The sequence below is a fragment of the Pseudomonas sp. S2_F07 genome, from assembly GCF_054668325.1.
Window position 1 is genome coordinate 1131539 of sequence record NZ_CP162758.1, and the last position, 22828, is coordinate 1154366.

General features: G+C 61.7%; 23 protein-coding genes. 15 read left to right on the forward strand and 8 right to left on the reverse strand.

Annotated elements, in window-relative coordinates; translation table 11 throughout:
- Positions 1 to 48: 48 nt before the first annotated feature.
- Positions 49 to 429: a RidA family protein gene (locus AB4O40_RS04865; RefSeq protein WP_056727866.1), complete on the reverse strand. Its 381-nt coding sequence runs from the start codon at positions 427 to 429 to the stop codon at positions 49 to 51.
- A 179-nt stretch (positions 430 to 608) separates the two neighbouring features.
- On the reverse strand, positions 609 to 1232 hold the full coding sequence (locus AB4O40_RS04870; protein WP_056727868.1) for an NIPSNAP family protein: 624 nt from the start codon (positions 1230 to 1232) through the stop codon (positions 609 to 611).
- Positions 1233 to 1491: 259 nt separating this feature from the next.
- Between AB4O40_RS04870 and psrA the strand changes: the two genes are divergently transcribed.
- From psrA to phnX, 4 genes are all read left to right on the forward strand, one after another.
- Positions 1492 to 2583 carry an iron-containing alcohol dehydrogenase PsrA gene (gene psrA, locus AB4O40_RS04875; RefSeq protein ID WP_056727869.1) on the forward strand — a complete coding sequence of 364 codons (1092 nt, stop codon included), beginning with the start codon at positions 1492 to 1494 and terminating at the stop codon, positions 2581 to 2583.
- Between the two features lie 130 nt (positions 2584 to 2713).
- Positions 2714 to 4009 (forward strand): MFS transporter, encoded by a 1296-nt coding sequence (locus AB4O40_RS04880; RefSeq protein ID WP_223542615.1) that lies wholly within the window; start codon positions 2714 to 2716, stop codon positions 4007 to 4009.
- 54 nt (positions 4010 to 4063) lie between these two features.
- Positions 4064 to 4936, forward strand: a complete 873-nt coding sequence (locus AB4O40_RS04885; protein WP_056727874.1) for a LysR substrate-binding domain-containing protein — start codon at positions 4064 to 4066, stop codon at positions 4934 to 4936.
- An 86-nt stretch (positions 4937 to 5022) separates the two neighbouring features.
- Positions 5023 to 5850, forward strand: coding sequence for a phosphonoacetaldehyde hydrolase (gene phnX, locus AB4O40_RS04890; protein ID WP_007980567.1), 828 nt, complete (start codon positions 5023 to 5025; stop codon positions 5848 to 5850).
- 41 nt (positions 5851 to 5891) lie between these two features.
- On the opposite strand, the gene AB4O40_RS04895 is transcribed toward phnX, so the two are convergent.
- The gene (locus tag AB4O40_RS04895; RefSeq protein ID WP_056727876.1) at positions 5892 to 6665 is read right to left on the reverse strand and encodes an AraC family transcriptional regulator; all 774 of its coding nucleotides are present in this window, start codon (positions 6663 to 6665) and stop codon (positions 5892 to 5894) included.
- Positions 6666 to 6799: 134 nt separating this feature from the next.
- Here AB4O40_RS04895 and AB4O40_RS04900 point away from each other — a divergent pair, with 134 nt between their 5' ends.
- Together AB4O40_RS04900 and AB4O40_RS04905 are read left to right on the forward strand one after the other, a co-directional pair.
- Entirely contained in the window at positions 6800 to 8020 is a 1221-nt protein-coding gene (locus AB4O40_RS04900; protein ID WP_460055765.1) for an MFS transporter, read from the forward strand.
- Positions 8021 to 8191: 171 nt separating this feature from the next.
- Positions 8192 to 9016: a response regulator transcription factor gene (locus AB4O40_RS04905; protein ID WP_056727879.1), complete on the forward strand. Its 825-nt coding sequence runs from the start codon at positions 8192 to 8194 to the stop codon at positions 9014 to 9016.
- A 141-nt stretch (positions 9017 to 9157) separates the two neighbouring features.
- Here the strand turns inward: AB4O40_RS04905 and AB4O40_RS04910 are convergent, their stop codons facing one another.
- The gene (locus tag AB4O40_RS04910) at positions 9158 to 9520 is read right to left on the reverse strand and encodes a DUF6124 family protein (protein WP_223542618.1); all 363 of its coding nucleotides are present in this window, start codon (positions 9518 to 9520) and stop codon (positions 9158 to 9160) included.
- 627 nt (positions 9521 to 10147) lie between these two features.
- Here AB4O40_RS04910 and AB4O40_RS04915 point away from each other — a divergent pair.
- The 9 genes from AB4O40_RS04915 to ahr all read left to right on the forward strand — a co-directional run bounded on the left by AB4O40_RS04915 (position 10148) and on the right by ahr (position 19016).
- A complete protein-coding gene (locus AB4O40_RS04915) occupies positions 10148 to 10633 on the forward strand; it encodes an antitoxin Xre/MbcA/ParS toxin-binding domain-containing protein (RefSeq protein WP_056727882.1) in 486 nt (161 codons plus the stop codon).
- On the forward strand, positions 10630 to 11118 hold the full coding sequence (locus AB4O40_RS04920; protein WP_056727884.1) for an RES family NAD+ phosphorylase: 489 nt from the start codon (positions 10630 to 10632) through the stop codon (positions 11116 to 11118). The genes AB4O40_RS04915 and AB4O40_RS04920 overlap by 4 nt, the downstream gene beginning before the upstream one ends.
- A gap of 165 nt (positions 11119 to 11283) precedes the next feature.
- Entirely contained in the window at positions 11284 to 12399 is a 1116-nt protein-coding gene (locus tag AB4O40_RS04925; protein WP_409078753.1) for an ABC transporter ATP-binding protein, read from the forward strand.
- 39 nt (positions 12400 to 12438) lie between these two features.
- Entirely contained in the window at positions 12439 to 13581 is a 1143-nt protein-coding gene (locus AB4O40_RS04930) for an ABC transporter substrate-binding protein (protein WP_056727887.1), read from the forward strand.
- Positions 13582 to 13612: 31 nt separating this feature from the next.
- Positions 13613 to 14530: an ABC transporter permease gene (locus AB4O40_RS04935; RefSeq protein ID WP_223542620.1), complete on the forward strand. Its 918-nt coding sequence runs from the start codon at positions 13613 to 13615 to the stop codon at positions 14528 to 14530.
- 1 nt (position 14531) lies between these two features.
- Complete coding sequence (locus AB4O40_RS04940; RefSeq protein WP_460055758.1) at positions 14532 to 15359, forward strand: ABC transporter permease; 828 nt, start codon at positions 14532 to 14534, stop codon at positions 15357 to 15359.
- Positions 15352 to 16824 carry an aldehyde dehydrogenase family protein gene (locus AB4O40_RS04945; protein ID WP_460055755.1) on the forward strand — a complete coding sequence of 491 codons (1473 nt, stop codon included), beginning with the start codon at positions 15352 to 15354 and terminating at the stop codon, positions 16822 to 16824. Before AB4O40_RS04940 ends, AB4O40_RS04945 begins: the two co-directional genes overlap by 8 nt.
- A 266-nt stretch (positions 16825 to 17090) precedes the next feature.
- Positions 17091 to 17858, forward strand: coding sequence for a metallophosphoesterase (locus AB4O40_RS04950; RefSeq protein WP_409078752.1), 768 nt, complete (start codon positions 17091 to 17093; stop codon positions 17856 to 17858).
- A gap of 126 nt (positions 17859 to 17984) precedes the next feature.
- Positions 17985 to 19016, forward strand: coding sequence for an NADPH-dependent aldehyde reductase Ahr (gene ahr, locus AB4O40_RS04955; RefSeq protein ID WP_056727894.1), 1032 nt, complete (start codon positions 17985 to 17987; stop codon positions 19014 to 19016).
- A gap of 53 nt (positions 19017 to 19069) precedes the next feature.
- Here ahr and AB4O40_RS04960 read toward each other — a convergent pair whose 3' ends face one another.
- Genes AB4O40_RS04960 through AB4O40_RS04975 form a run of 4 tightly spaced genes read right to left on the reverse strand, consistent with a single transcriptional unit; the run spans position 19070 to position 22665 of the window.
- Positions 19070 to 20620 carry an ArnT family glycosyltransferase gene (locus tag AB4O40_RS04960; RefSeq protein ID WP_223542625.1) on the reverse strand — a complete coding sequence of 517 codons (1551 nt, stop codon included), beginning with the start codon at positions 20618 to 20620 and terminating at the stop codon, positions 19070 to 19072.
- A 3-nt stretch (positions 20621 to 20623) separates the two neighbouring features.
- The gene (locus tag AB4O40_RS04965; protein ID WP_095945709.1) at positions 20624 to 20902 is read right to left on the reverse strand and encodes a lipid-A-disaccharide synthase N-terminal domain-containing protein; all 279 of its coding nucleotides are present in this window, start codon (positions 20900 to 20902) and stop codon (positions 20624 to 20626) included.
- On the reverse strand, positions 20899 to 21639 hold the full coding sequence (locus AB4O40_RS04970) for a glycosyltransferase family 2 protein (RefSeq protein WP_056727899.1): 741 nt from the start codon (positions 21637 to 21639) through the stop codon (positions 20899 to 20901). The genes AB4O40_RS04965 and AB4O40_RS04970 overlap by 4 nt, the downstream gene beginning before the upstream one ends.
- A 48-nt stretch (positions 21640 to 21687) precedes the next feature.
- Positions 21688 to 22665, reverse strand: a complete 978-nt coding sequence (locus tag AB4O40_RS04975; protein WP_056727901.1) for an NAD-dependent epimerase — start codon at positions 22663 to 22665, stop codon at positions 21688 to 21690.
- Positions 22666 to 22828 lie beyond the last annotated feature (163 nt).

Sequence of the window (22828 nt, forward strand, 5' to 3'; positions counted from 1 at the left end):
CATCGCGGGCAAGCCCGCTCCCACAGGGGACTGCATCTATCGCGGCTATCAGCCCTTGGCCGCCATCGCCGTCACTTCCACCCGCATCCCTTCAATCGCCAGGGACGCCACGCCAACTGCGGCGCGAACCGGCCATGGCTTGGCAAAAAAACGCTTGTAGACTTCGTTGAACGCGGCGCGGTCGGCCATGTCGGTGAGGTAGATGGTCAGGTGCATCACGCGGTCCATGGAACTGCCGGCACGCTCCAGCGCGACCTTCAGCGCTTGCAGGGTGCATTCGCTTTGCAGGGTGATGTCGCCCAGTTCCAGGCTGCCGTCGGCGCGGGTGGGGATCTGGGTGGAGACCAGCACACCGGCGAAACCGACGACGTCGGAGGAAATCGAATCCGCATCGGGGTCGGGGGTAAAGGTCAGGTCGTGGTTTGCCATGGGGACTCTCTTGCTTGAAGTGATGAGGCTGGTGCCTTTGCGCGGCCAGTTTACAGGGCCATTGGCGGTCCGTCGCTAATCCAGGCCGGACGGCTGCTCGTGGCCCAGCCTCATGGCCTGCCGGCGACTGCACCGTACCGGCTGGATCGTTTCTGAGCCACGGTCGAGCCGAGCGCGGGTCATTGCAAGGGCGAGAACGTCGCGGGCAGGTAGATCGTCGAGCGCATGTCGCGCAGTTGCGGGCCGGAGTTTTCCGGCGGCCAGACGCCATCGGCGACCGCCTGGGTGCGTACTTGCAGGCGCTGTTCCAGGGTGCTCCACGGCCAGATGTGCAGATAGCGCGGCAGCGCGCCGTCGGTGGCGTAGAACGCCGCGTACACCGGCGAATATTGTTCGGCGGTCCGCGCTTCGATGGCGTTGCTCCAGCCCTCGAGGGTGGGCTGCAACCCGCTGCTGACCAGGTCATAGACGCGCAGTTCGTAGAATGGACCGTGCTGGCCCGCGCTCAAGGGTTCGAGGAAGGGAAACAGTGTGTAGTTTTCGATGCGCAGATCGGTGATCAACTCGTTGATACCAAACGCCCCGCCTCCCAGCAGGAAACGCTCGCGCTCCGCTTGCCTCAGGTGTTCGTCGGCGTAGCCGCGCAGTACGGCGATCTGGTTCAACTGACCGATTTCCGAGGCCCAGCAGCCCATCAACACCCCGCCGACTTCCGGCTTCGCCAACTCTGCCTCGATGCGTACCAGCGCATCAGTCACTGTGCGCACCCGCACGGTAAAAGTGATCAGTTCAAATAAACGCATAGCGACTCCGCCCACCGGTTTGCCAAAAGCACACAGCCTAGGGCAGCCCCCGCCAGCGGGATATTGAGACGAACCCCATCGGCAACGGCATTTGCCGCAGTGTTCTAGGTAGTTTCTTTATTGGGATTGAAAAAGCGAAGCATCAGCTACCGGCCATTATCGGCCCAGCCGATTCAAACCTGCGAATTATCGATTTGTGCAGTGGTCCGTGGACCGCGAGCATGGCGTCACTTCCAACAACAAAAACCAAGGACCCGCCATGACCGCCCGATTTCACAATCCAGTGGATACCCGCTTCGGCTGGGGCAGCCTGCAAGAGCTTGCCGCCATCACCGAACACCAGAACGTTGCCGTCGTGACCTTTCCCGAAGCCCGTGGCCTGGGGCTGGTGGATCGCCTTCAAGCGCTGCTGGGCGACCGCCTGGTCTACGTGATCGAAGATGTCCAGCCCAATCCCGATGTCGCGCAACTTCGCGCGACCTATGAACGTTTCTGGCAAGAGGCCGGCGAATGCCACGCCGTGATTGCCGTCGGTGGCGGCAGTGCGATCGACACTGCCAAGGCACTGATTGTCGGCACCGAGTCAGGTCGCTTCGATGAGCTGCTGGCCTTGCTGGCAAGCGGCAAACCCTTCGTTCCGGTTCGCAGTAAACAGCTGATCGCTGCCCCGACCACGGCGGGCACCGGCAGTGAGGTCACGCCCTGGGCGACGATCTGGGACGCGGCCAACCACAAGAAGTATTCCCTGCACCTGGACTGCACCTGGCCAAAGGTCGCGATCATCGATCCGCAACTAATGCTCACGGTACCGGCCAGCGTCACCGTTTCCACCGGGCTGGATGCACTGTCCCACGCGCTGGAGTCGATCTGGAACATCAATGCCAACCCGCTTTCCGACACCTTCGCCATCTCTGCCATCGAGGACATCCTCGAATGCCTGCCCTTGCTGCGGAGTGACCTGTCCAATCAGGAACTGCGCTCACGGATGGCCCTCGCCGCACTCAAGGCCGGCATGGCGTTCTCCAACACCAAGACTGCACTGGCCCACTCCATTTCCTATGAGATGACCTTGCGCTTCGGCCTGCCCCACGGCATCGCCTGCTCCTTCACCCTGCCACTGGTTCTGGGCCTTGCCTGGGGCCACGACGCAACGCGCGACAAGACCCTGCAACGGGTTTTCGGGCCAGACCTGGATAAAGCCCAGGCCCGTTTGCGCGCCTTCCTGCACAGCCTCGAGGTGAAAACCGAGTTCGCCGACTACGGCGTGACGGCCGAAGAGGCCCAAACCATGATCGACTTCGCCCTGCTGGGCGCACGCGGCAAGAACTTCATCGGCTCACGAGCGGCCTAGGGCTCGCCAGCCCCCCAAAGACACTACCCTGCCAGCGGCGAAACGAGCCGCGACGATTTCCTGCTGCACCTGAAAAGAGTGCACCCTGCGATGCAACTCGCAGGGACCGAACAAGAATAAGGAAAAGATCATGAATCGTGCCCAAGCCATGCCAGGTCTCGCTGTACATACCGCATCGTTTCGCGTCGCCCAGTGGCGCATGCTGCTGGCAGCCATGTTTTGCTATCTGTTTTTCTATACCGGGCGACAAACGTTCGGTTTCGCCATTCCCGGTATCCAGGCCGAGTTCGGCTTTACCAAAGAGCACCTTGGCTGGGCATCGGCCGCCATGCTCTGGGCCTACGCCATTGGCCAGGCCATCAACGGCAACCTCGCCGACAAGTTCGGTGGTCGACGCATCATGACCATGGGCGCCGTGCTGTCCTGTGGCGCCAACTGGGTGACCAGTTTCGCCAGCGGATTCGCCGGGCTGATCCTGCCCTGGGGCATCAATGGCTACTTCCAGGCATTGGGCTGGGCACCGGGCAGCCGGCTGATCTCCAACTGGTGGAGCGCGGGCGAACGCGGCAAGGTCTACGGCTTTTATGTGTTCGCGGCCGGCTGCGCGTCGGTGCTTTCCTACGTGACCTCGATCGTCGTGCTGGAGGTGATGCATCTGGAGTGGCGCTGGATCTTCCGCCTGCCCGTATTGCTCATGCTGGCGGGCGGCATCATCTTCTACCTGGTGGCCCGCGAGCGTCCGCAAGACCTGGGTTTCGAACCGCCTGCCGACACGGGCGTGGCCAACGCCGAGGACAAAAGCCATGAAGTGGCCCATGACGAAGTCGAAACCTCCGCGCAACGCTACAAAGCTGTTCTGAAAAACTTCCGCCTGATCATCGCCGCCGTGTCCCTGGGTTTCCAGAACGCCGCCCGCTACGGTTTGATCGTCTGGGTGCCGGTGCACTTCCTGGGTGCCAACTGGAAGACCGGCGACAGCATGATCGATCCGAAGTGGATCACCGTGGCCCTTCCGGTCGGCATGGCAATCGGTGCGCTGAGCAACGGCTGGATCTCGGACAAGCTGTTCGGCTCCAAACGCTACCTGGCGATCATGCTTTACATGTTCCTCGGTGCGGCGACCAGTTTGTGGATGTGGACCCTTGCCCCCCACAGCGCGACCGGTCTGGTGGCGTTGTTTCTCTGCGGCTTCTTCGTGTACGGCCCCGCCTCCAGCTTCTGGGCGCTATGCCCGGACCTGGTCGGCGCCAAACGCGCCGGCACGGCGACCGGGGTGATGAACTTCTCGTCCTACCTGTTCGCCGGCCTGGCGGAACCGCTGATCGGCAGTATGCTCGACAGTACCGGCAACACCTCGCTGATCTTCATCGTGGTCACCGCGGCCTGTCTGTGCAGCGCGTCGGTGGCGCTGTTCATCAGGCGCTGATGGCCCGGCTGGACAGATTGAATCAACGGCAGCGGCTCAGGAACAGGATCGTCTATGTACCAGTACCACAAGTGGCTACGTTCATTTCATGCCGTGGCCAAGACCGGCAGCTTCACCCTCGCCGCCGAGTATTTGAGCGTCGGCCAGCCCACGGTCAGTGAGCAGGTCAATGCCCTGGAAAAGAAGTTTTCCGTGGAGCTGTTCCATCGCCGCGGCCGCTTTATCGAAATGAGTGCCGCCGGGCACCAGCTCTACGCGATCACCCAGGGCCTGTTCGGCCAGGAGGATGAAGCCGTGCAATTGCTGCAAAGTTTCAAGCAACGCAAGACCGGCATGCTGCGCCTCGGCGCGGTGTCGCCACCGATTGCCATGAACCTGACCTACGAACTGATGCAACGGCATCCGGACATCGAGCTGGAAACCTCGTTCTCCCCGGAAAAGGAGACCCTGGATCGCCTGTTCAACTTCGATATCGACGTGGCGATCCTGGCGTTGTCCGAATTCGACCAGCGTTTTGACACGCAGCTTTACCGGCGCTATCCGATCATTGCCGTGGTGCGTGACGACCATCCCTGGGCCCGGCAGAAAGAAGTGCATGTCGAGCAGATCAGCGAAGAGAAATGGGTGCTGCGGGAAAAAAGCTCACGCACTCGTCAACTGGTGGAGGAAAGCTGCAAGCACCTGGGCGTCGCACTGAACTGCGTCATGCAGTTGAACAGCCGCGAGGCCATCGTGCATGCCATCGCCAAGGGCATCGGCATCGGTTTCGTCTCGGCGGTCGAGTACGCCGAAACCCCGGGCACCAAACCGATCACCTTCGTCAATCACCCGTTTTCCATCGACTACCACCTGTGCTGCCTGGGTATTCGCCGAAACCGGCCAATGATCGCGGAGCTGTTCGACTCGAGCCCGATACCGGCCACCTGATTTCGTCTCACCCTTGAGCAATCCATAGGCCTACTTCCTGGCGACAGGAGGGACGGCCTGCCCACAACAAAAAATGGAGAAATACCATGAACTACCAACAACCGACCCAACTGCAAGCCGTGGTCCTGGACTGGGCCGGCACCGTCGTCGATTTCGGCTCCTTCGCCCCCACGCAGATTTTCGTCGAGGCCTTTGCCGAGTTCGGCGTCGCCGTTTCGCTGGAAGAAGCGCGGGGTCCGATGGGCATGGGCAAGTGGGATCACATCCGCACCTTGTGCAATCAACCGCAGATCGCCGAACGCTACCGTGCGGTGTTTGATCGCCTGCCGACCGATGACGATGTCACCGCACTGTACGAACGGTTCATGCCGCTGCAGATCGAGAAAATTGCCCTGCACTCGGCCCTGATTCCCGGCGCGCTTAACACCATCGATGCCTTGCGCGACAAGGGCCTGAAAATCGGTTCCTGCTCCGGTTACCCGGCCGTGGTCATGGAAAAAGTGGTCGAACTGGCGCGGCACAATGGCTACGTGGCCGACCATGTGGTGGCCACCGACGAAGTGCCGAACGGCCGCCCCTACCCGGCCCAGGCCCTGGCCAACGTGATTGCCCTGGGTATCAGCGACGTCGCCGCCTGCGTCAAGGTCGACGACACCTGGCCCGGCATACTCGAAGGCCGGGCCGCCGGGATGTGGACGGTGGCGCTGACCTGCTCCGGCAATGCCCTGGGCTTGACCTACGAGCAATACAAGGCCCTGCCTTCCGACAGGCTGGACAGCGAACGGGCGCGTATCGTCAAGATGTTCGAAGGCTCCCGCCCGCACTACCTGATCGACACCATCGTCGATTTGCCGGCGGTCATCGAAGACATCAATGCGCGACTGGCGCGAGGTGAAACACCGCAAGGGTCCTGATCCGATTCAGGCATCAAGCGGCCGTCCCACGGGCGGCCGCCTCACTTGAAAAAATCACTCGGCGTCTTGCCGAACTGCTTCTTGAACATGGTCGTGAACGCGCTCGGGCTGTCGTATCCCAGCTCCCCGGCGATGTCGATGATCTTCTCCCCGACGGCTATGCGTTCCAGCGCTAACAACAGTCGCGCTTGCTGGCGCCATTGGCCGAACGTCATGCCGGTTTCCTTGCGGAACCTGCGCTGGATGGTTTTGGCGTCGAGGCTCAAGCGGGTGCTCCAGTCCGACAAGGTCGAGCCATCCCCGGGATCACGCTGCAACGCGCTACAAATCAGGTTGATACGCTGATCGGCGGGCTGTGGCAGGTTCAGGGGCAAGGTCGGCAGGATCGTCAGTTCATCCAGGATCAGCCGCAGCACCCGGGCCTCCCGCGAGTCCGGCTCACAGGCAAAGTCGAAATCGACCGAGACCTTGATCAACTCGCTCAGCAACGCCGAAACACTCACCGCCCGGGTTTCGGCGGGCAGGTTCAGGCTCGGGTCAGGGCGCACGAATACGCTGCGCATCTTGATCGCCCCCACACAGCGAATCGAGTGCACCTCACCACTGGGCATCCAGATGCCACGGCTGGGTGGCACCGTCCATTGGCTGATGGCGGTGTGCACCACCATCACGCCTTCGATGGCATAGATCAGTTGGTGCTTTTCATGGGAATGCGGAGGGATGAACCAGTTTTCCGGGTAGTCGGTCGCACTGCTGCGAACGCTCCAGCCGCCCTGGTCGATCTCCGCAAGAAATGTCTGCAATGGTTTGATCATGACGCCCTTTTTGCGATGGTCCATGCCCGAGTTGCGCGAGACGGGCGCCCTTGAGGCCCCTAGGATAACGCCGAACCCTGAAATTGGCTGCGCCTTGCGTTCGCAGTTCGCGTTATTTATCCGGAAGATCGCCCATGTCGACCACCACCCTCAGTTCACCGTCACCCACCGCTTCGGTGGCCAGCCAGGCCAGCCCGCTGGTCATGCGCGTCATCGGCGCCTGCGCGCTGGCGCACCTGATCAACGACCTGATCCAGGCCGTGCTGCCGTCGATCTATCCGATGCTCAAGGCCAGCTATGGCCTGAGCTTCACCCAGGTCGGCCTGATCACCCTGACCTTCCAGCTCACCGCTTCACTGCTGCAACCCTGGATCGGTTTCTACACCGACCGCCATCCCAAGCCGTGGCTGCTGCCGGCCGGCATGGTCTGCACCCTGATCGGTATTCTGATGCTGTCGATGGTCGGCAGCTTCCCGGCGATTCTCGTGGCCTCGGCGCTGGTAGGGGTTGGCTCGTCGACCTTTCACCCGGAGACCTCGAGGGTGGCGCGGCTGGCCTCGGGCGGTCGTTACGGCCTGGCGCAATCGACCTTTCAGGTCGGTGGCAACGCCGGTAGCGCCTTCGGCCCGTTGCTGGCCGCCGCGATCATCATTCCCTACGGCCAGGGCAACGTCGCCTGGTTCGGCCTGTTCGCGGTGTTCGCCATCCTCGTGCAATACGGCCTGAGCCGCTGGTACCGCAATCACCTGAACCTGTTCAAGCTCAAGCAAGGCAGCAAGGCCACCCACGGCCTGTCGAAACGGCGGGTGACCTTCGCCCTGGTGGTGCTGGCGCTGCTGGTGTTCTCCAAATACTTCTACATGGCCAGCTTCACCAGTTACTTCACCTTCTACCTGATCGAGAAATTCGACCTGTCGGTGGCCAGTTCGCAGCTGTACCTGTTCCTGTTTCTTGGCGCTGTCGCAGCAGGCACCTTCTTTGGCGGCCCGATCGGCGACCGGATCGGCCGCAAGCAGGTGATCTGGTTCTCCATCCTCGGCGCCGCGCCCTTCACCCTCGCCCTGCCCTACATCGACCTGTTCTGGACGGGCGTGCTGAGCATGATCATCGGCTTCATCCTCGCCTCGGCATTCTCGGCCATCGTGGTCTTCGCCCAGGAACTGGTGCCCGGCAACGTCGGCATGATCGCCGGGGTGTTCTTCGGCCTGATGTTCGGTTTCGGCGGGATCGGTGCCGCGCTGCTGGGGCACCTGGCGGATATCCATGGCATCGAATATGTCTACACCTTGTGTTCGTTCCTGCCGTTGCTGGGAATTTTGACGATCCTGTTGCCTTCGACCCGGAGTGCTCGCTGAAGGATTCAGCCGATCACTTTTGCTACCCACTCTGTAGCACTCGGTAACACCCGGCCCTGTTGCGGTGCGTCTTTTCAACGACGCGCCGCCACCCACCCTGCTCCACACGGGGCCACCCGCCATGGCGTACTTTGTGCATCCAATGGCCATCCTCTTCTGCCTGTAGCCGCCATGCGCCCCAAGGAACTGAAACTCTGGACCACCGGTGTCGCCCACCTGCTCGACCTGCCTGCCGGGCATGGACGGCTGTCGGGGTTGAGCCATTGGCTTCGGCAAATCTGCCCGGTCGATCATTTCGTGTTGTTTGTCTACGAAGGCAATCACCGGCCACTGGCGTTGTTCGATACGTTCTCGGCGGACAAGCGGGCGGTGTATGTCGACGATTATCAGTGCGGGCCTTACCTGCTCGATCCGTTCTACCTGGCTTGTACACGCGGGCAGGCGCCGGGGCTGTGGCGTTTGCGCCAGTTCGCCCCCGACCACTTCTACCTCGGCGAGTACTTCCTGACCTATTACCAGCAGACGGGTCTGGCTGAAGAAGTGGCGTTTTTCGTCGACCTCGGTGGTGGTGCCACGGCGGTGTTGTCATTGATGCGATCGAGCGCCAGCTGTGCATTCAGCCGGGACGAAATGCAACTGGTCGAGTGTGCGCAAGCGGTGGTCGAACAAGTCATCAATGAGGCCTGGCGCTTGCGTCAGGCCCAGCAACCGCGACCGGCACAGGACCTGGACTTCAAGATCCGCGAAGCCTTCGACCACTTCGGCGCGCACATCCTCACCGGGCGCGAGCAGGAAATCGTTCAACTGTTGCTGCGTGGCCACTCCAGCGCCTCGGTGGCCGAACAACTGAACATCAGCCCCGGCACGGTGAAGATTCACCGCAAGAACATCTACGCCAAGCTGGGCATTGGCAGCCAGTCGGAGTTGCTGGGGTTGTTTATTCGGGAGTTGACGGAGGATCCGTTGCAGGCTCCCGGTTTCAAGCTGCAGGCCTGATGCCCGTTGGTATACGCATATCCTTGTGGGAGCGAGCTTGCTCGCGATAGCGGCAGCACATTCAACATTGATGTGTCTGACACACCGCCATCGCGAGCAAGCTCGCTCCCACAGGTCTATTGGTGATCCGCAGATAAGCGGTTATTCAGGCGGATCGAGTTGATCCAGCACGCGGTTTACGGCCAGTTCCCCCAGCATGATCACCTGCGCAATCCCGAGCAGCGCATTGCGGCTCGTTCCTTCCAGATGATCCACCAGATCGTTGGCCATGACATTGGCCGACGCCAGCGATTCACAGGCGTGCACCAGCAAGGTTTCGGCACTGAGTTCGGGATTGACGATGAACATCGTGCTGGGTGTGCGCGGGGTGGCCATGATTGCAGGGCCGGGGTTTAGGTAATGATCGAGGGCGCGCTCGGCGGCTTCGTGGAGTTTTTTGGAGTCGAGGCTTTCGTATGGGGATGCTGGATCGGTGTCCGGCGGGTTGGGTGTGACCTTGAACATGGCAAGTCTCCGTCTACGAGTTGGAGCTGCTCCATTCGGTTCCAAGCGAAGGGGTGGCAGCTGTACGCAGGTTGGAACCCGGGGTAAACGGAACCCGGCAGACCCTAAGGTCTCCCGCGCACAGCCGCCATTACGGAGTGCACACTTGAAGGTGCGCAGCATATGTTAAGCGGCACGCCTTGTGCCGTTTACTCCTCGGGGTTCCAAGCCCGGTCGCTGAATTGGCAGCGACCCGGGAACGATAAAACCCAGCCCCAAGGCGCACAAGCCGGCGGATTCTGGCGTACCTGTAGGCAACGACGCAAGGCGTTGTAGCTTTCATGAAGTAACGCTGACAGCGATTAAACACGTATATCCAACCGAAAATTTACGCAGGCTACTCGCGTTGAATTTCTTAGGAAGCCAGAGGAAATGTCTGACGTATTTTTAAGGTTGGCGACCGGAAGCACGAGGGTTAACTTTGCAGCCCTAAACAGAGACGAGAGATTCTTCGCCTGATGCAGGCGCTCTCTCAGACATTGAGGGTGAAACGATTGCATGAGCAGGACACTAGTCGACAAAGCTAATTGCCCCAACAGCGACATTTGGCGTTATGATCGCGTCAAATGTCGCATGGAGGTATTCGGTATGCCCGCCGTCAAATCCAAAGGAAGAACAGTCGTCACGACGGAGACAAAACCTGTCACCCGAAAGCCGACTGAGGTGCTGTTACATGGCCGCGAAGGTAATACGCGCATGATGATCATCCAATACACACAAGAAGGCTTTGATCTGAGCGACGTGAGGGAGATGCTTTCTACCTCCGAACTGTACATGGAGCACGGCCTTGTTGAGCGCATCACAGGGAAGTCCGTCAGGACTGTACAACGCTTGGCAAAGGAGACAGAACCGGTGCGATTAAATCAGCAGCAAAGTACCGTCGCCTTTCAATATGCTCAGGCCTTGGAGCACGCCATCAACGTGTTCGGCAATCTACAGTTGGCTGAGAACTGGCTGAAGAAACCCTGCAAGTACCTGGAAGATCATATCCCGCTGGAACTGATCGACAACTCGCTTGGTTTCCAGGTGGTGGAGGATTATTTGACCCGGATTGAACACGGGGTTTATCAATGAATCCTTTACCGTGGGATGGGAAGTGGCACGCTTGGCGCCTTGACCGCGAGGTCTACAAGGACACGTGGAATAGTGGCTTGGGTGCTCAGCGATCCGGTGGCCGGTGGAACCCTCCCGGTCGCCGGGTTATTTACGCTTCGGCCGACCCGGCCACCGCCATTTTGGAAGTCGCAACCCACGCTGGTTTCGATACGCTCGATACGGTGCCCCACGTGCTCACGTGTTTCGAAGTACTGGATTCCAACTTCATAAAAGTTGTTCAAGCCGAAGACGTGCCAAACCCGAACTGGCTCATCCCGTCTGAGCTCTCGCCCAATCAGCAGCACTTTGCCGATGAGTTACTTTCCGAACATCCTTTCGTGCTTATCCCGTCTGCAGTTTCCCGCCATTCGTGGAACCTGCTAGTGAGTTGTGACTTGGCTGCGGATCAGTTCAAGCTTGTTTCGCAGGAGCGTTTTGGGCTGGACACTCGGTTGCTCAAATAAATGTAAGGGTGAATGCCGCCAGCCGTGTGTGATCTCTACGCCCCACACCTACTGAAAACTTGAAACGCCCCCCTCCTATCCCCCAAGGGATATATACACCGCAAAACCCCGATTGCTAGTTTGGCCCCCGACGCACTGATTCATCACTGCAAGGGAGCCCGCCTCGTGAACAACACCCCGCCAAGCGATATCGAATTCTGCAATGTGGTCAAACGCTATGGCGAGGTACAGGCCGTCAGCGGTCTGGATTTCGCGGTGCGGCGTGGCTCGTTTCATTCCTTTCTCGGTGGTTCGGGCTGTGGCAAGACCACCACCCTGCGCATGATCGCCGGCTTCGAGCAGCCCACCAGCGGCGAGGTTCGTCTGGCCGGCAAAAGCGTGGCCGGTGTGCCGGCGTTCGAGCGGCCGGTGAACATGGTGTTCCAGCATTACGCGTTGTTCCCGCATCTGACCGTGGCGCAAAACATTGCCTACGGCCTGCGTTATCGCACGCCGCGCCCGGACAAAAAGCAGCAAATGCGCATGGCCGATGAGGCGCTGGAGATGGTGCGCCTGAGCGGCTTCGGCCAGCGCAAGCCGAGTGAATTGTCCGGCGGTCAGCAACAGCGTGTCGCCCTCGCCCGCGCCTTGGTCAACAAGCCGACGGTGTTGCTGCTCGACGAGCCGCTGGCGGCGCTGGACCGCAAGCTGCGCAAGGAGATGCAATCGGAACTGCTGCGTTTGCAGCGCGAGGTCGGCATCACCTTCGTGCTGGTCACCCACGACCAGGAAGAAGCCCTGTCGATGAGCGACAGCATCAGCGTGATGCACAACGGCTCGATCATCCAGACCGCCACCCCGGAACAACTCTACGAAGCCCCGGCCAGCCGTTACGTGGCCGACTTTATCGGTGAGTCCAACCTGTTCGACGGCACTGTGCGCCAGCTCAACGGCAACTCGGTGGTACTGCGTACCGAGCAGGGTCTGGAGCTGACCAGCCCCCTCACCCCCACTGGCAAGGGCCTGAGCGCCAACGCCGCCGGTTGCATTGCGGTGCGGCCGGAGCTGATCAGCATCGCCGGAGCCAACGCCGAGATGGCCCGGGAAGTGAAGCTGCAAGGCTGCGTCGAGGACCGCATCTACCTGGGCAATTCCACCGAATACCGCGTGCGCACCCAGGCCTTCGGCGTGGTCTGCGTGCGGGTGCCGCGCCAGCAGGATCATGGCGCCAATGCATTCGAACACGGCGCGCCAGTGCGCGTCGGCTGGGATCACGCCAATGGCCTGGCCATGGCGTTGTAAATCATCGATTCGTTTCATCAACCGGATGTGGAGCGTGCTATGGACCAGAAGACTTTTATAAAAACCCTGCGCAGCTGGCAGAACGGCTCGATCAGCCGCCGCGAGTTCCTTGGCCGCACGGGCCTTGGCATCGCCGCCGCCGTGGTCGCGACCAACATGCCCGGCCTGTTGACCTCCACCGCCGAGGCCGCCGAACAGGCCAAGCTGGGGGATCGCCTGTCGCTGGCGACCTGGCCGAACTACCACAGCCAGGAAAACCTCGACACCTTCGGCAAGACCACCGGTGCCCGGGTGTCGATGAGCGTGTTCGGTTCCAACGAAGAAATGCTCGCCAAATTGCAGGCTGGCGGCAGTGGCTGGGACGTGCTGGTGCCGACCAACTACACCATCAGCACCTACGTGGGCCTGGGGCTGATCGAGCCGCTGGACCTGTCGCGCATTCCCAACTTCGATGCCTCGGCGTTCCAGCAGAAGTTCATGGCCCAGGGCACGGTGGATGGCAAGGTCTACGCGGTGCCGAAAAACTGGGGCACTACCGGCATGCTCTACGACACCGGCAAGCTGAAAAATGGCCCCGCCAGCTGGAAGGAATTCTGGGCCGCCGCCCAAGGCCCGGCCAGCGGCCGCACGATGGTCCACGACTACCAGTTGACCGCCATCGGCAACGCGCTGAAAAGCTTCGGCTACAGCTTCAACTCCCTGGACCCGAAAGAACTGGCCGACGCGGAAAAACTGCTGATCGAGGTCAAGCCGCACCTGTTCGCCATCAACTCCGACATTCAGCCATCGATGCGCAGCGGCGATGCCTGGCTGGCGATGTCCTGGACCGGGGACGCCTCGCAACTGCACCGCGACAACGCGCAAATGCAGTTCGAACTGGGCAAGGAAGGTGGCGAGTTGTGGAGCGACTTCTTCGCCATCCCCAAAAGCTCGGAGCACAAGGACGCCGCCTACGCCTTCATCAACTACTTGCTCGACCCGCAGCACAACAAGCTCGAAGTGCTAAGCCACGGTTACCCGAGTGGCGACAAGCGTGTCGACGCGCTGCTGCCGGTGGCGATGCTCGACGATCCGATCATGTACCCGGCCGCCGAGGCCCTGAGCCCGCTGGAGTTCGGTGCCGCCGCGACGCTGACCAGCCCGGCCCGCGCCGAGCTGATGGCGCGTTTCAAGTCCGCCTGATCGCCTGACCATGGCCAATGAGGAGTCACCCATGAATGCCGCCGCCCACCCGCAAACGGTGCAGTCGGGCCATGCCCTGTCGGTCGAGGTTCGCCAACGGCGCAGCCTCGGCCGGCGCATCACCCTGCTGATGCTCTTGCCTTCTACCCTGTGGTTCCTGCTGCTGTTGTTGATGCCGCTGGTGATCATCCTGGTCTTCAGTTTCGGCGAGCGCAGCGCCGTGGGCGGTTACGCCGGTGGCTTCACCCTGGCCAACTACCTGAACCTCGGTTCTCGCGGCGCGGCGTTCAGCAATACGCTGATGTTGGCGCCGCTGGGCACCCTGGTGTGCCTGGTGGCGGCCTATCCGCTGGCGTACTTCCTTGCGGTCAAGGTCACGAGGAACCGCTCGCTGTTGCTGACCCTGGTGATCGTGCCGTTCTGGACCAGTTTCCTGATCCGCACCTACGCGTGGATTTTCATCCTCAGCGGCAAGGGTATTCCGGCGCTGCTGGCCAGCCTGGGTCTCGAGGATGTGCGGCTGATCAACACGCCGTGGGCGGTGCTGATCGGCATCGTCTACGGCTACCTGCCGCTGATGGTGTTCCCGATCTACGTCAGCCTGGAAAAGCTCGACAAGCGCCTGCTCGAAGCCTCGGCGGACCTCGGCGCCAGCGCCTTCGAAAGCTTCCGTCGGATCACCCTGCCGCTGTCCGCGCCGGGGATCATCACCGGGGTGATGCTGGTGTTCATCCTGCTGATGGGCGAGTTCCTGATCCCGGCGATTCTCGGCGGCGGCAAGGTGTTCTTTGTCGGCAACGCGCTGGTCGATCTGTTCCTGCAATCGCGCAACTGGCCGTTCGGCAGTGCGCTGGCCATGACGTTGGTGGCGATGATGCTGCTGATCATCGGCGTGTACTTGAAACTGGTGGCGCGCTACGGCGGCCGCCCTGCCGACGGAGGCCTGTGACATGTGGTTGCGCAGCTATTCGACTTCGCTGTACCTGTTTCTCTACGCGCCGATTGCCTTGATCGTGCTGTTCAGCTTCAACGCCGGGCGCAGTGGCCTGGCGTTCCAGTGCTGCTCGGTGCAATGGTTCGGCACCGCGTTCGGCAACCCGTTCATCATGGAAGCCCTGGGCAACAGCGCGCTGATCGCGTTGAGTTCAGCGGTGATCGCCACGCTGTTCGGCACCCTGGCGGTGTTCGGCTTGCAGCGCTGCGGTGCCAAGGTACGCCTGCTGTTCGATGCCCTGACCTACTGCGCGATCATCGTGCCGGGCATCGTCATCGGCATCTCGACACTGATCGCCTTCATCAGCCTGTTCGACCTGATCAACCCGTTGTTGGCGAGTTGGCTGCCGACGGTGCCGAAGTTGAACATGGGGTTCTTTACGGTGATCGCCGCGCATTCGCTGTTCACCATGGCCCTGGTGATGGTGATCGTGCGCAGCCGTGTCGATTCCCTGGACAAGGCCTTGCTGGAAGCCTCGGCGGACCTCTACGCGCCACCGATGGACACCTTCTGGCGGGTGACCCTGCCGCAGATCAGTCCGGCGGTCATGGCCGGCTTCCTGCTGGCGTTCACCTTCAGCTTCGACGATTTCATCATCGCGTTCTTCGTCGCCGGTTCCGAAACGACGCTGCCGATCTACATCTTTTCCTCCATCCGCCGCGGCGTGACGCCAGAGATCAACGCCATTTCCACGGTGATCATCTGTGTGTCGCTGGCCCTGCTGTTCACTTCCCGCCATCTGCAAAATCGCCGCACCGGCGTCCAGGAGTCGCACCATGCGTGATCAGCTCTACATCAACGGCGAATGGGTCAGCCCGGACCTGGGCGGCTATCTGGACGTGATCGATCCGGCCACCGAACAAGTCTTCCACCGAGTCGCGGCGGGCACTGAAGAAGATGTCGACCATGCCGTGCGTGCGGCCCGGCGTGCCTTCGACAATGGCTGGGGCCAGACCAGTGGCACCGAGCGAGCGCAATGGCTGGAGGCGCTAGCCGATGAACTGGAAAGTAGCCAGCAGGCGCTGGCGGAACTGGAAGTCCGTGACAACGGCAAACCCTTGCCCGAAGCACAGTGGGACATTGGTGATGCGATTGGTTGCTTCCGGTACTACGCCGGTTTGGCCCGTGAGCTGGATCAGCAACAGGACCAACCGCTGGCGTTGCCGGATGAGCGCTTTCGCTGCCGCCTCCGCCACGAGCCGATTGGCGTGGCCGGGCAGATCATTCCCTGGAACTACCCGCTGCTGATGGCCGCGTGGAAGGTCGCGCCAGCCTTGGCCGCCGGGGCCACGGTGGTGTTGAAACCGTCCGAACTGACGCCGCTGACCGCCCTGGAACTGGCGGCCGCCGCCGACCGTATCGGTCTCCCCGCCGGGGTGTTGAACCTGGTCACCGGCCTCGGCGCCGACGCCGGCAGCCCGCTCACCGAGCATCCGGGAGTGGACAAACTGGCCTTCACCGGCAGCGTGCCCACCGGGGCGAAAATCATGTCGGCGGCGGCGCGGGACATCAAGAACATCAGCCTGGAACTGGGGGGCAAGTCAGCGTTCATCGTGTTCGATGACGCCGACGTCGACGCCGCCGTGGAGTGGATTCTGTTCGGGATTTTCTGGAACCAGGGTCAGGTGTGCAGCGCCACCTCACGCCTGCTGGTACAGGAAACCATCGCCCCGCGCCTGACCGAACGGCTGGTGGAAGAAACCCGCAAGATCAGCATCGGTCCCGGCATGCAGCCCGGCGTGCTGCTCGGGCCGCTGGTCAGCCAGGGCCAGTACGACAAGGTGCTCGGTTTCATCGATCAGGGCCTGGCCAGCGGCGCCCGTTTGCTCACCGGCGGACGGCGACCGGCGCATCTGGCCGAAGGGTATTTCATTGAGCCGGCAATCTTCGACGAGCCGGGGCACAGCAGCATTCTGTGGCGCGAAGAAGTGTTCGGCCCGGTGCTGTGCATCAAGCGCTTCAAGACCGAAGAGCAAGCAGTGCAAATGGCCAACGCCAGCCGCTTCGGCCTGGCCGCCGCAGTGATGAGCGCCGACTTGCAGCGCACCGCCCGGGTCGCCAACCAACTGCGCGCCGGGATCGTCTGGGTCAACTGCTCGCAACCGACCTTCGTCGAAGCCCCCTGGGGCGGGATGAAACACAGCGGCATTGGCCGGGAGCTGGGCCAGTGGGGGCTGCACAATTACCTGGAGGTCAAGCAGGTGACCGAGTACGTCAGTGACCAGCCGTGGGGGTGGTATTTGAAGTAAACAGGTCAACTGTGGCCGGCCGGGGGATTAGCGTTCACTGAAGATCAAAATTGTGGGAGCGGGCTTGCCCGCGAAAGCGGAGTGTCAGGCGACATCAATGTCGAATGTGCCGGCCTCTTCGCGGGCAAGCCCGCTCCCACAAGGATTGTGGCCAGCCGCGGGATTGGCATTCACTGACGATCAAACTGTGGGAGCAGACTTGTGACGACGGGTTATCAACGCGTAACTTGAATGGCCTGCCCTTCAAGACACGCCGGAGTTGATCCATGCGCATCGCCTTGCTGTCCGACATGCACCTGTCCGTCAATGCGATCCCCTTTCCCGCCGTGGAGGCCGATATCGTCGTGCTCGCCGGGGACATAGCACGGCCGGCCAAGGCCATCGAGTGGGCCAGAGCCTGCCCGGTTCCACTGTTGTATGTGGCGGGCAATCACGAGTTCTATGGCAGTGACCTGGTCACCACCTACGAACAATTGAACAGTCTGGCGCAAGGCACCCGGATCCACGTACTGGAACGCTCGGAGTACGTCCACGACGGCGTGCGCTTTCTCGGTTGCACCTTGTGGTCTGACTATCGCCTGCTCGACAGCCCGGATGATCGGGCGCTGGGCATCGATCTGGCGACCCGGCTGATCCGTGACTTCAGCCACATCAAGATCGCCCCCGACTTTCCGGACCTGTTCACACCGGCCATTTCCCAGCTGGTATTTTTGCAGACGGTCGCCTGGCTGCAAGACTGCTTCAGCCGCGACAGCAGCACACCCACGGTGGTGGTCTCGCATTTCGCCCCGACACGGTCGAGCATCAGCCCGACCTTTGCCGGTTCGCCGATCAACTCAAGCTTTGTCTCGGACCTCGAAGCGCGGATCAAAGACTGGCAGCCGGCACTGTGGCTGCATGGCCATACCCATGGCAGCTTTGACTATCGAGTAGGCAACACCCGGGTGGTCTGCAACCCCCGGGGCTATGCCAGGAATGGCATCAACGAAAACCCTGATTTCGACGCGGCCTTCGTGATTGACCTGCAGATCTGAGGTAATGCTGAAATCAACAGTCTCCAGGCTCGCACCCGATGGAACGCCGGCAACCCGCTACACTTTCCTCGCTGCGCCGCTGCACCAAAGCGGCCAAACCCCTGACTTCTGATCTGGAGGTATCCCATGAGCGACAGCAGCGAACTCACCACCTTTACCGGCTGGGCCGCCACGGCAGCGGGCGCGCCACTGGAACGCTACAGCTACGATCCCGGTCCGTTGGGCAACGATGAGGTGGAAGTCGCCGTGGAATATTGCGGCGTCTGCCACTCCGACCAGTCGTTGATCGACAACGATTGGGGCATCAGCCACTACCCGTTCATCCCCGGCCACGAGGTGGTCGGCCGTATCGTACGCCTGGGCGATCAGGTGCGCGGCCTGGAAATGGGGCAACGGGTGGGCATCGGCTGGTACAAGGGCAGTTGCATGCATTGCACGTCGTGCATCGAAGGCTCCCATAACCTGTGTCGCACCGTGCAACCAACCATCATCGGCAGCAACGGCGGCTTTGCCGACCGCATTCGTTCGCACTGGGCCTGGGCCCTGCCGATCCCCGCCGGGCTCGATCCGGCGATGGCCGGGCCGTTGTTCTGTGCAGGTTCCACCGTGTTCAACCCGCTGGTGGAATTCGGCATCAAGCCCACCGACCGGGTCGGCGTGGTGGGCATCGGCGGTCTTGGTCACCTGGCGCTGCGCTTCCTCAACGCCTGGGGCTGCGAAGTCACGGCGTTCACCTCATCGCTGAGCAAGCAGGACGAAGCCAAGCGCCTGGGCGCGCACAAGGTGGTCGCCTCGACCGATACCGATGCGCTCAATGCCATTGCCGGCACCCTGGATTTTCTCCTGGTCACCGCCAACGCCAACCTCGACTGGAGCGCCATGCTCGCCACCCTGCGCGGCAAGGGTCGCCTGCACTTTGTCGGCGTCGTGCCCGATGCCATCCCCATGCACGTGTTCGAACTGATTCCCCAGCAAAAAACCATGTCCGCCTCACCGGTCGGCTCGCCCGCCAACACCGCGACCATGCTTGAGTTCTGCGCACGCCACCAGATTGTGCCGCAGGTCGAGATGTTTCCCATGAGCCGGATCAACGAGGCCATCGATCATTTGCGCAGCGGCAAGGCGCGCTACCGCGTGGTGCTGGACGCCAGTCAGTGACAGGCAACTAACGAAGAGAAAGGGCCGCTTGTTCAAGCGGCCCTTTTTTGCCCTCAAGGATTAGCCACTTGCAGCGGCGGCGCCGGCATGTGCGGGTCGTTCCAGGTGAACCGATAGGCTTTGCCGGCCTCTTGCGGCAGGCATTTGCCGTTGTCGGCCTCCGCGCCCACGATCGACCAGTTCGCCCGGGAGTTTTCCCCCAGTTCACGGGCCGCTTCGGGTTTGAAGCACTGGTTCAGCACGTCATCCGGCACCAAAGCGTAGGCCTTGGGGTGTTCGCGCAAATAGAGCGCGGCCTTTTCGATGGTCGAATTGTCCATGCCGAAATGCACGATCGGCTGCCGGGCGAACAACCAGTGCCCCTCCTCCCAGTTGACCAGCACCAGATCGGCGCCCTGGGTCATGGTCGCCGCCTGGGTCATGAGCACCTGATCAACGTTGGTGCCGTCCTTGAGCGGTTCGATGAAACCACGGGCGAACCACAACGCGAACCAGGTCGCCACCAGTGCCGGGAACACCCGACGCAAACGCGGGTGACGCTTGAACCAGCGCTTGAGCAGCCACGGGACCAACGGCGCGGCGACCAGCACCAGCCCGGGCAGCGCCGGGTAGATGTACAACTTGCGCTTGCCCGTGCTGATGCAGAAGAACAGCACCACCAGCAACACCCAACCGAGTAGCACCAACACCCGGCCATCGCGCTTTTGCAACTGACGGCGCCAGGCCGGCACCAGCCATGGCAGCACCAGCACCAACGGCAGCCAATACTGCGGAATCACCTTGGTGAAGAAGTACCAGAACGGTTCGCGGTGATGCCACGCGGCGGCATACCGGCCCGCCGTCTGGCGCAGGAGAATCTCCCGCGCATAGGCCACTTCGTCTGCGCTGCCATCCAAGATGATGGACAAGGCCAGGGGCAGCAGCCAGATCGCAATCGCCGCGAGCATCAGTGCAAACCCGAGCAACCACTTGCGCGCCTCGCCGGGCATCGCCACCACACCGGGCCAGCCTTTGCGCACCCCATAGGCGTAAGGAATCAGCAACAACGCCGGCAGGAAGCCCACGCCCTTGGTGATCACGCCAATGCCCATGGCCGCACAGCCCGCGTAGAACCAGCGCCACGCGGGTCCCAGCAGCAGGTGTCGCGCCAGGCCGTACAGGCCCAGGGAGGTGAACAGAATCAGCAAGCTGTCGATCTGACCGGTGCGCAGGATGCTGTAGGTCTGGTAGGTCGCCAGGTACAGTAGCGCGGCGTTGCGCCCGGTACGCTGGGTCCACAGGCGCCGCCCCAGGTCATAGACCATCGCCGTGACCGTTACCGCCGAAAACAGCCCCGGGATATAAAGGGCGATGTTGGGCTTGCCGCTCAGCCAGGTGAAGAACGCCACCGTCCACATGAAAATCGGCGGCTTGTCGCCATAGATCTCGGCGGCCCGGTGCGGGATCAGCCACGAGCCGTTCTGCAACATCTCCAGCGCGACACCGAGGAAACGCTCTTCGTCCACATTCTGCGCCTGACGCAGGCCCATTCCCGCGCCGATCAGCAACAGGGCAAGCAGCATCAGGCCCAGGCACTCGACCCTGGGCGACAACGATCTACGCATTGCTTATTCCTTTGCGCTTCGGCTTTTGGCAATCAATTGCAGGTTGCGGAAATAGACGAGAGAGCCAAAGGCCTGGCCGACGATGAACACCGGGTCCTGGCGGTAAATGGCGTAGGCGAGCAACAAGGTGCTGCCGACGATGCTCAGGTACCAGAAGTTGGTCGGGATCACGCTGCGTTTCTTGTACTCGCTGTACAACCACTGCAAGACAAACCGCCCGGTAAAGGCAGCCTGCCCGGCAAAGCCGACCAGCAGCCAGAGGGTTTCACGGGTCAGAATCATCCTTCGAGCTCCTGGGCCTGGGTGTGCAGGCGCGTGCGTTTGATCAGCCACCAGACACCGATCAGGTCAAGAATGCCGACCAGCGCGCGGTCGAGGTTGCCGTATTTCGAGACTCCGGCCGTGCGCGGCCGATGGTTGACCGGGTGCACGATCATGCGTCCGTTATGGCGCTGGATCAGCGCCGGAATGTAGCGATGCATGTGGTCGAAGTACGGCAGGCGCAGGAATGCCGCACGCTCGATCAGCTTCAGGCCGCAACCGGTGTCCGGGGTAGCGTCCTTGAGCAGGCGCCGACGCAGGTTGTTGGCGAACCGCGAGGCGTAGCGTTTGCTCGCGGTGTCACGGCGATTGACCCGGTGCCCGGCCACCAGTTGCACGTCGACCTTGCCCGGTTCGCCACGCACCAGCGCGAGCATGCCGGGAATGTCCGCCGGGTCGTTCTGGCCGTCGCCATCGAGCGTCGCCAGCCACTGCCCGCGAGCCTCACGGGCCGCGTGATACAGCGAGGTGCTCTGTCCCAGCGACCGCTCGTGATGCAGGATGCGCAGGGTGTTCAAGCCGTCGTTGCGGATCTGCCGCAGCTCCTGCAGGGTCGCGTCGGTGCTGCCATCGTCGACCACGATGATTTCGTAAGCCTCGTCGGCCAGCGCCACACGGATCTCTTCCAGCAATGGCTTGAGGTTGTTTGATTCGTTCCTGGCGGGAATCAGTACGGATACAAAAATATCTTGGCTCATGGGGTCTCTCTCGCCCTGTTTGATTTTTCGAGATCAGAGGCGAACGCTTCAAATCCGGTAGAACTGCCGATACCACTTCACAAATGCTCTTACGCCGGTTTCCAGCGTCACCTGCGGGCTGAAGCCCACCCGCTCGGCCAGTGCCGAGACATCGGCCCAGGTCTTGACCACATCACCGGCCTGCATCGGCAGGTAGTTGCGCCGGGCCTGCAGGTCCAGGGCTGATTCCAGGCACTCGACGAAATCCAGCAACGCCACAGGCATGCCGCGACCGATGTTGAAGAGCCGGTTGACCCCGGCGACCGAGCCTTCCGGCACCGGAGGCCTTGGGCGCAGTCGGGCGATCCCTTCGACAATGTCGTCGACATAGGTGAAGTCGCGGGACATCTGCCCCTGGTTGTAGATGTCGATTGGCAAGCCTTTGAGAATGGCGTCAGTGAACTTGAACAGCGCCATGTCCGGGCGACCCCACGGGCCGTAGACGGTAAAGAAGCGCAGGCCACTGGCTTTCAGGCCATACAGATGGCAGTAACTTTCGGCCAGCAGTTCATTGGCGCGCTTGCTGGCGGCGTACAGCGAAACGGGATGTTCGACCGGGTCCTCGACACTGAACGGCAGCTTGCTGTTGGCGCCGTACACCGAACTGCTCGAGGCGTAGATCAGGTGCTCGGGGCGATGGTGCCGACAGGCTTCCAGCACATTGAGGAAGCCCACCAGATTCGATTGCCCATAGACATCCGGGTTGTCCAGCGAGAAGCGCACCCCGGCCTGGGCGGCCAGGTGTATCACCTCGGTAAAAGCGTGCTCCTGAAACAGGCTCATCAGGGCCGGCTTATCGACGATGTCCATTTTCCGGAAACGAAAACCCGGCAGCGTCTCCAGCACCTTGAGGCGTGCGTGCTTGAGTTCCACGTCGTAGTAGTCGTTGAGGTTGTCGATACCGACGACCTCCTGCCCCTCGCGGCACAAGCGCTGGACCGTATGAAAGCCGATGAAACCGGCCGCACCGGTGACCAGGACGGTCATGGGAAACGCGCCGGAGACTGCGCCGCGATCGACGCGAGGTTACTGATCCGGACCCTCGTCAACTTCATGTGTAGTCCCTGCTTATGGCGTCATTCACGCACGGTTGCGTTATGAAGCTTATAAAACAGACACATTTCAGTTTGGATAACGCCTCGCACTACCT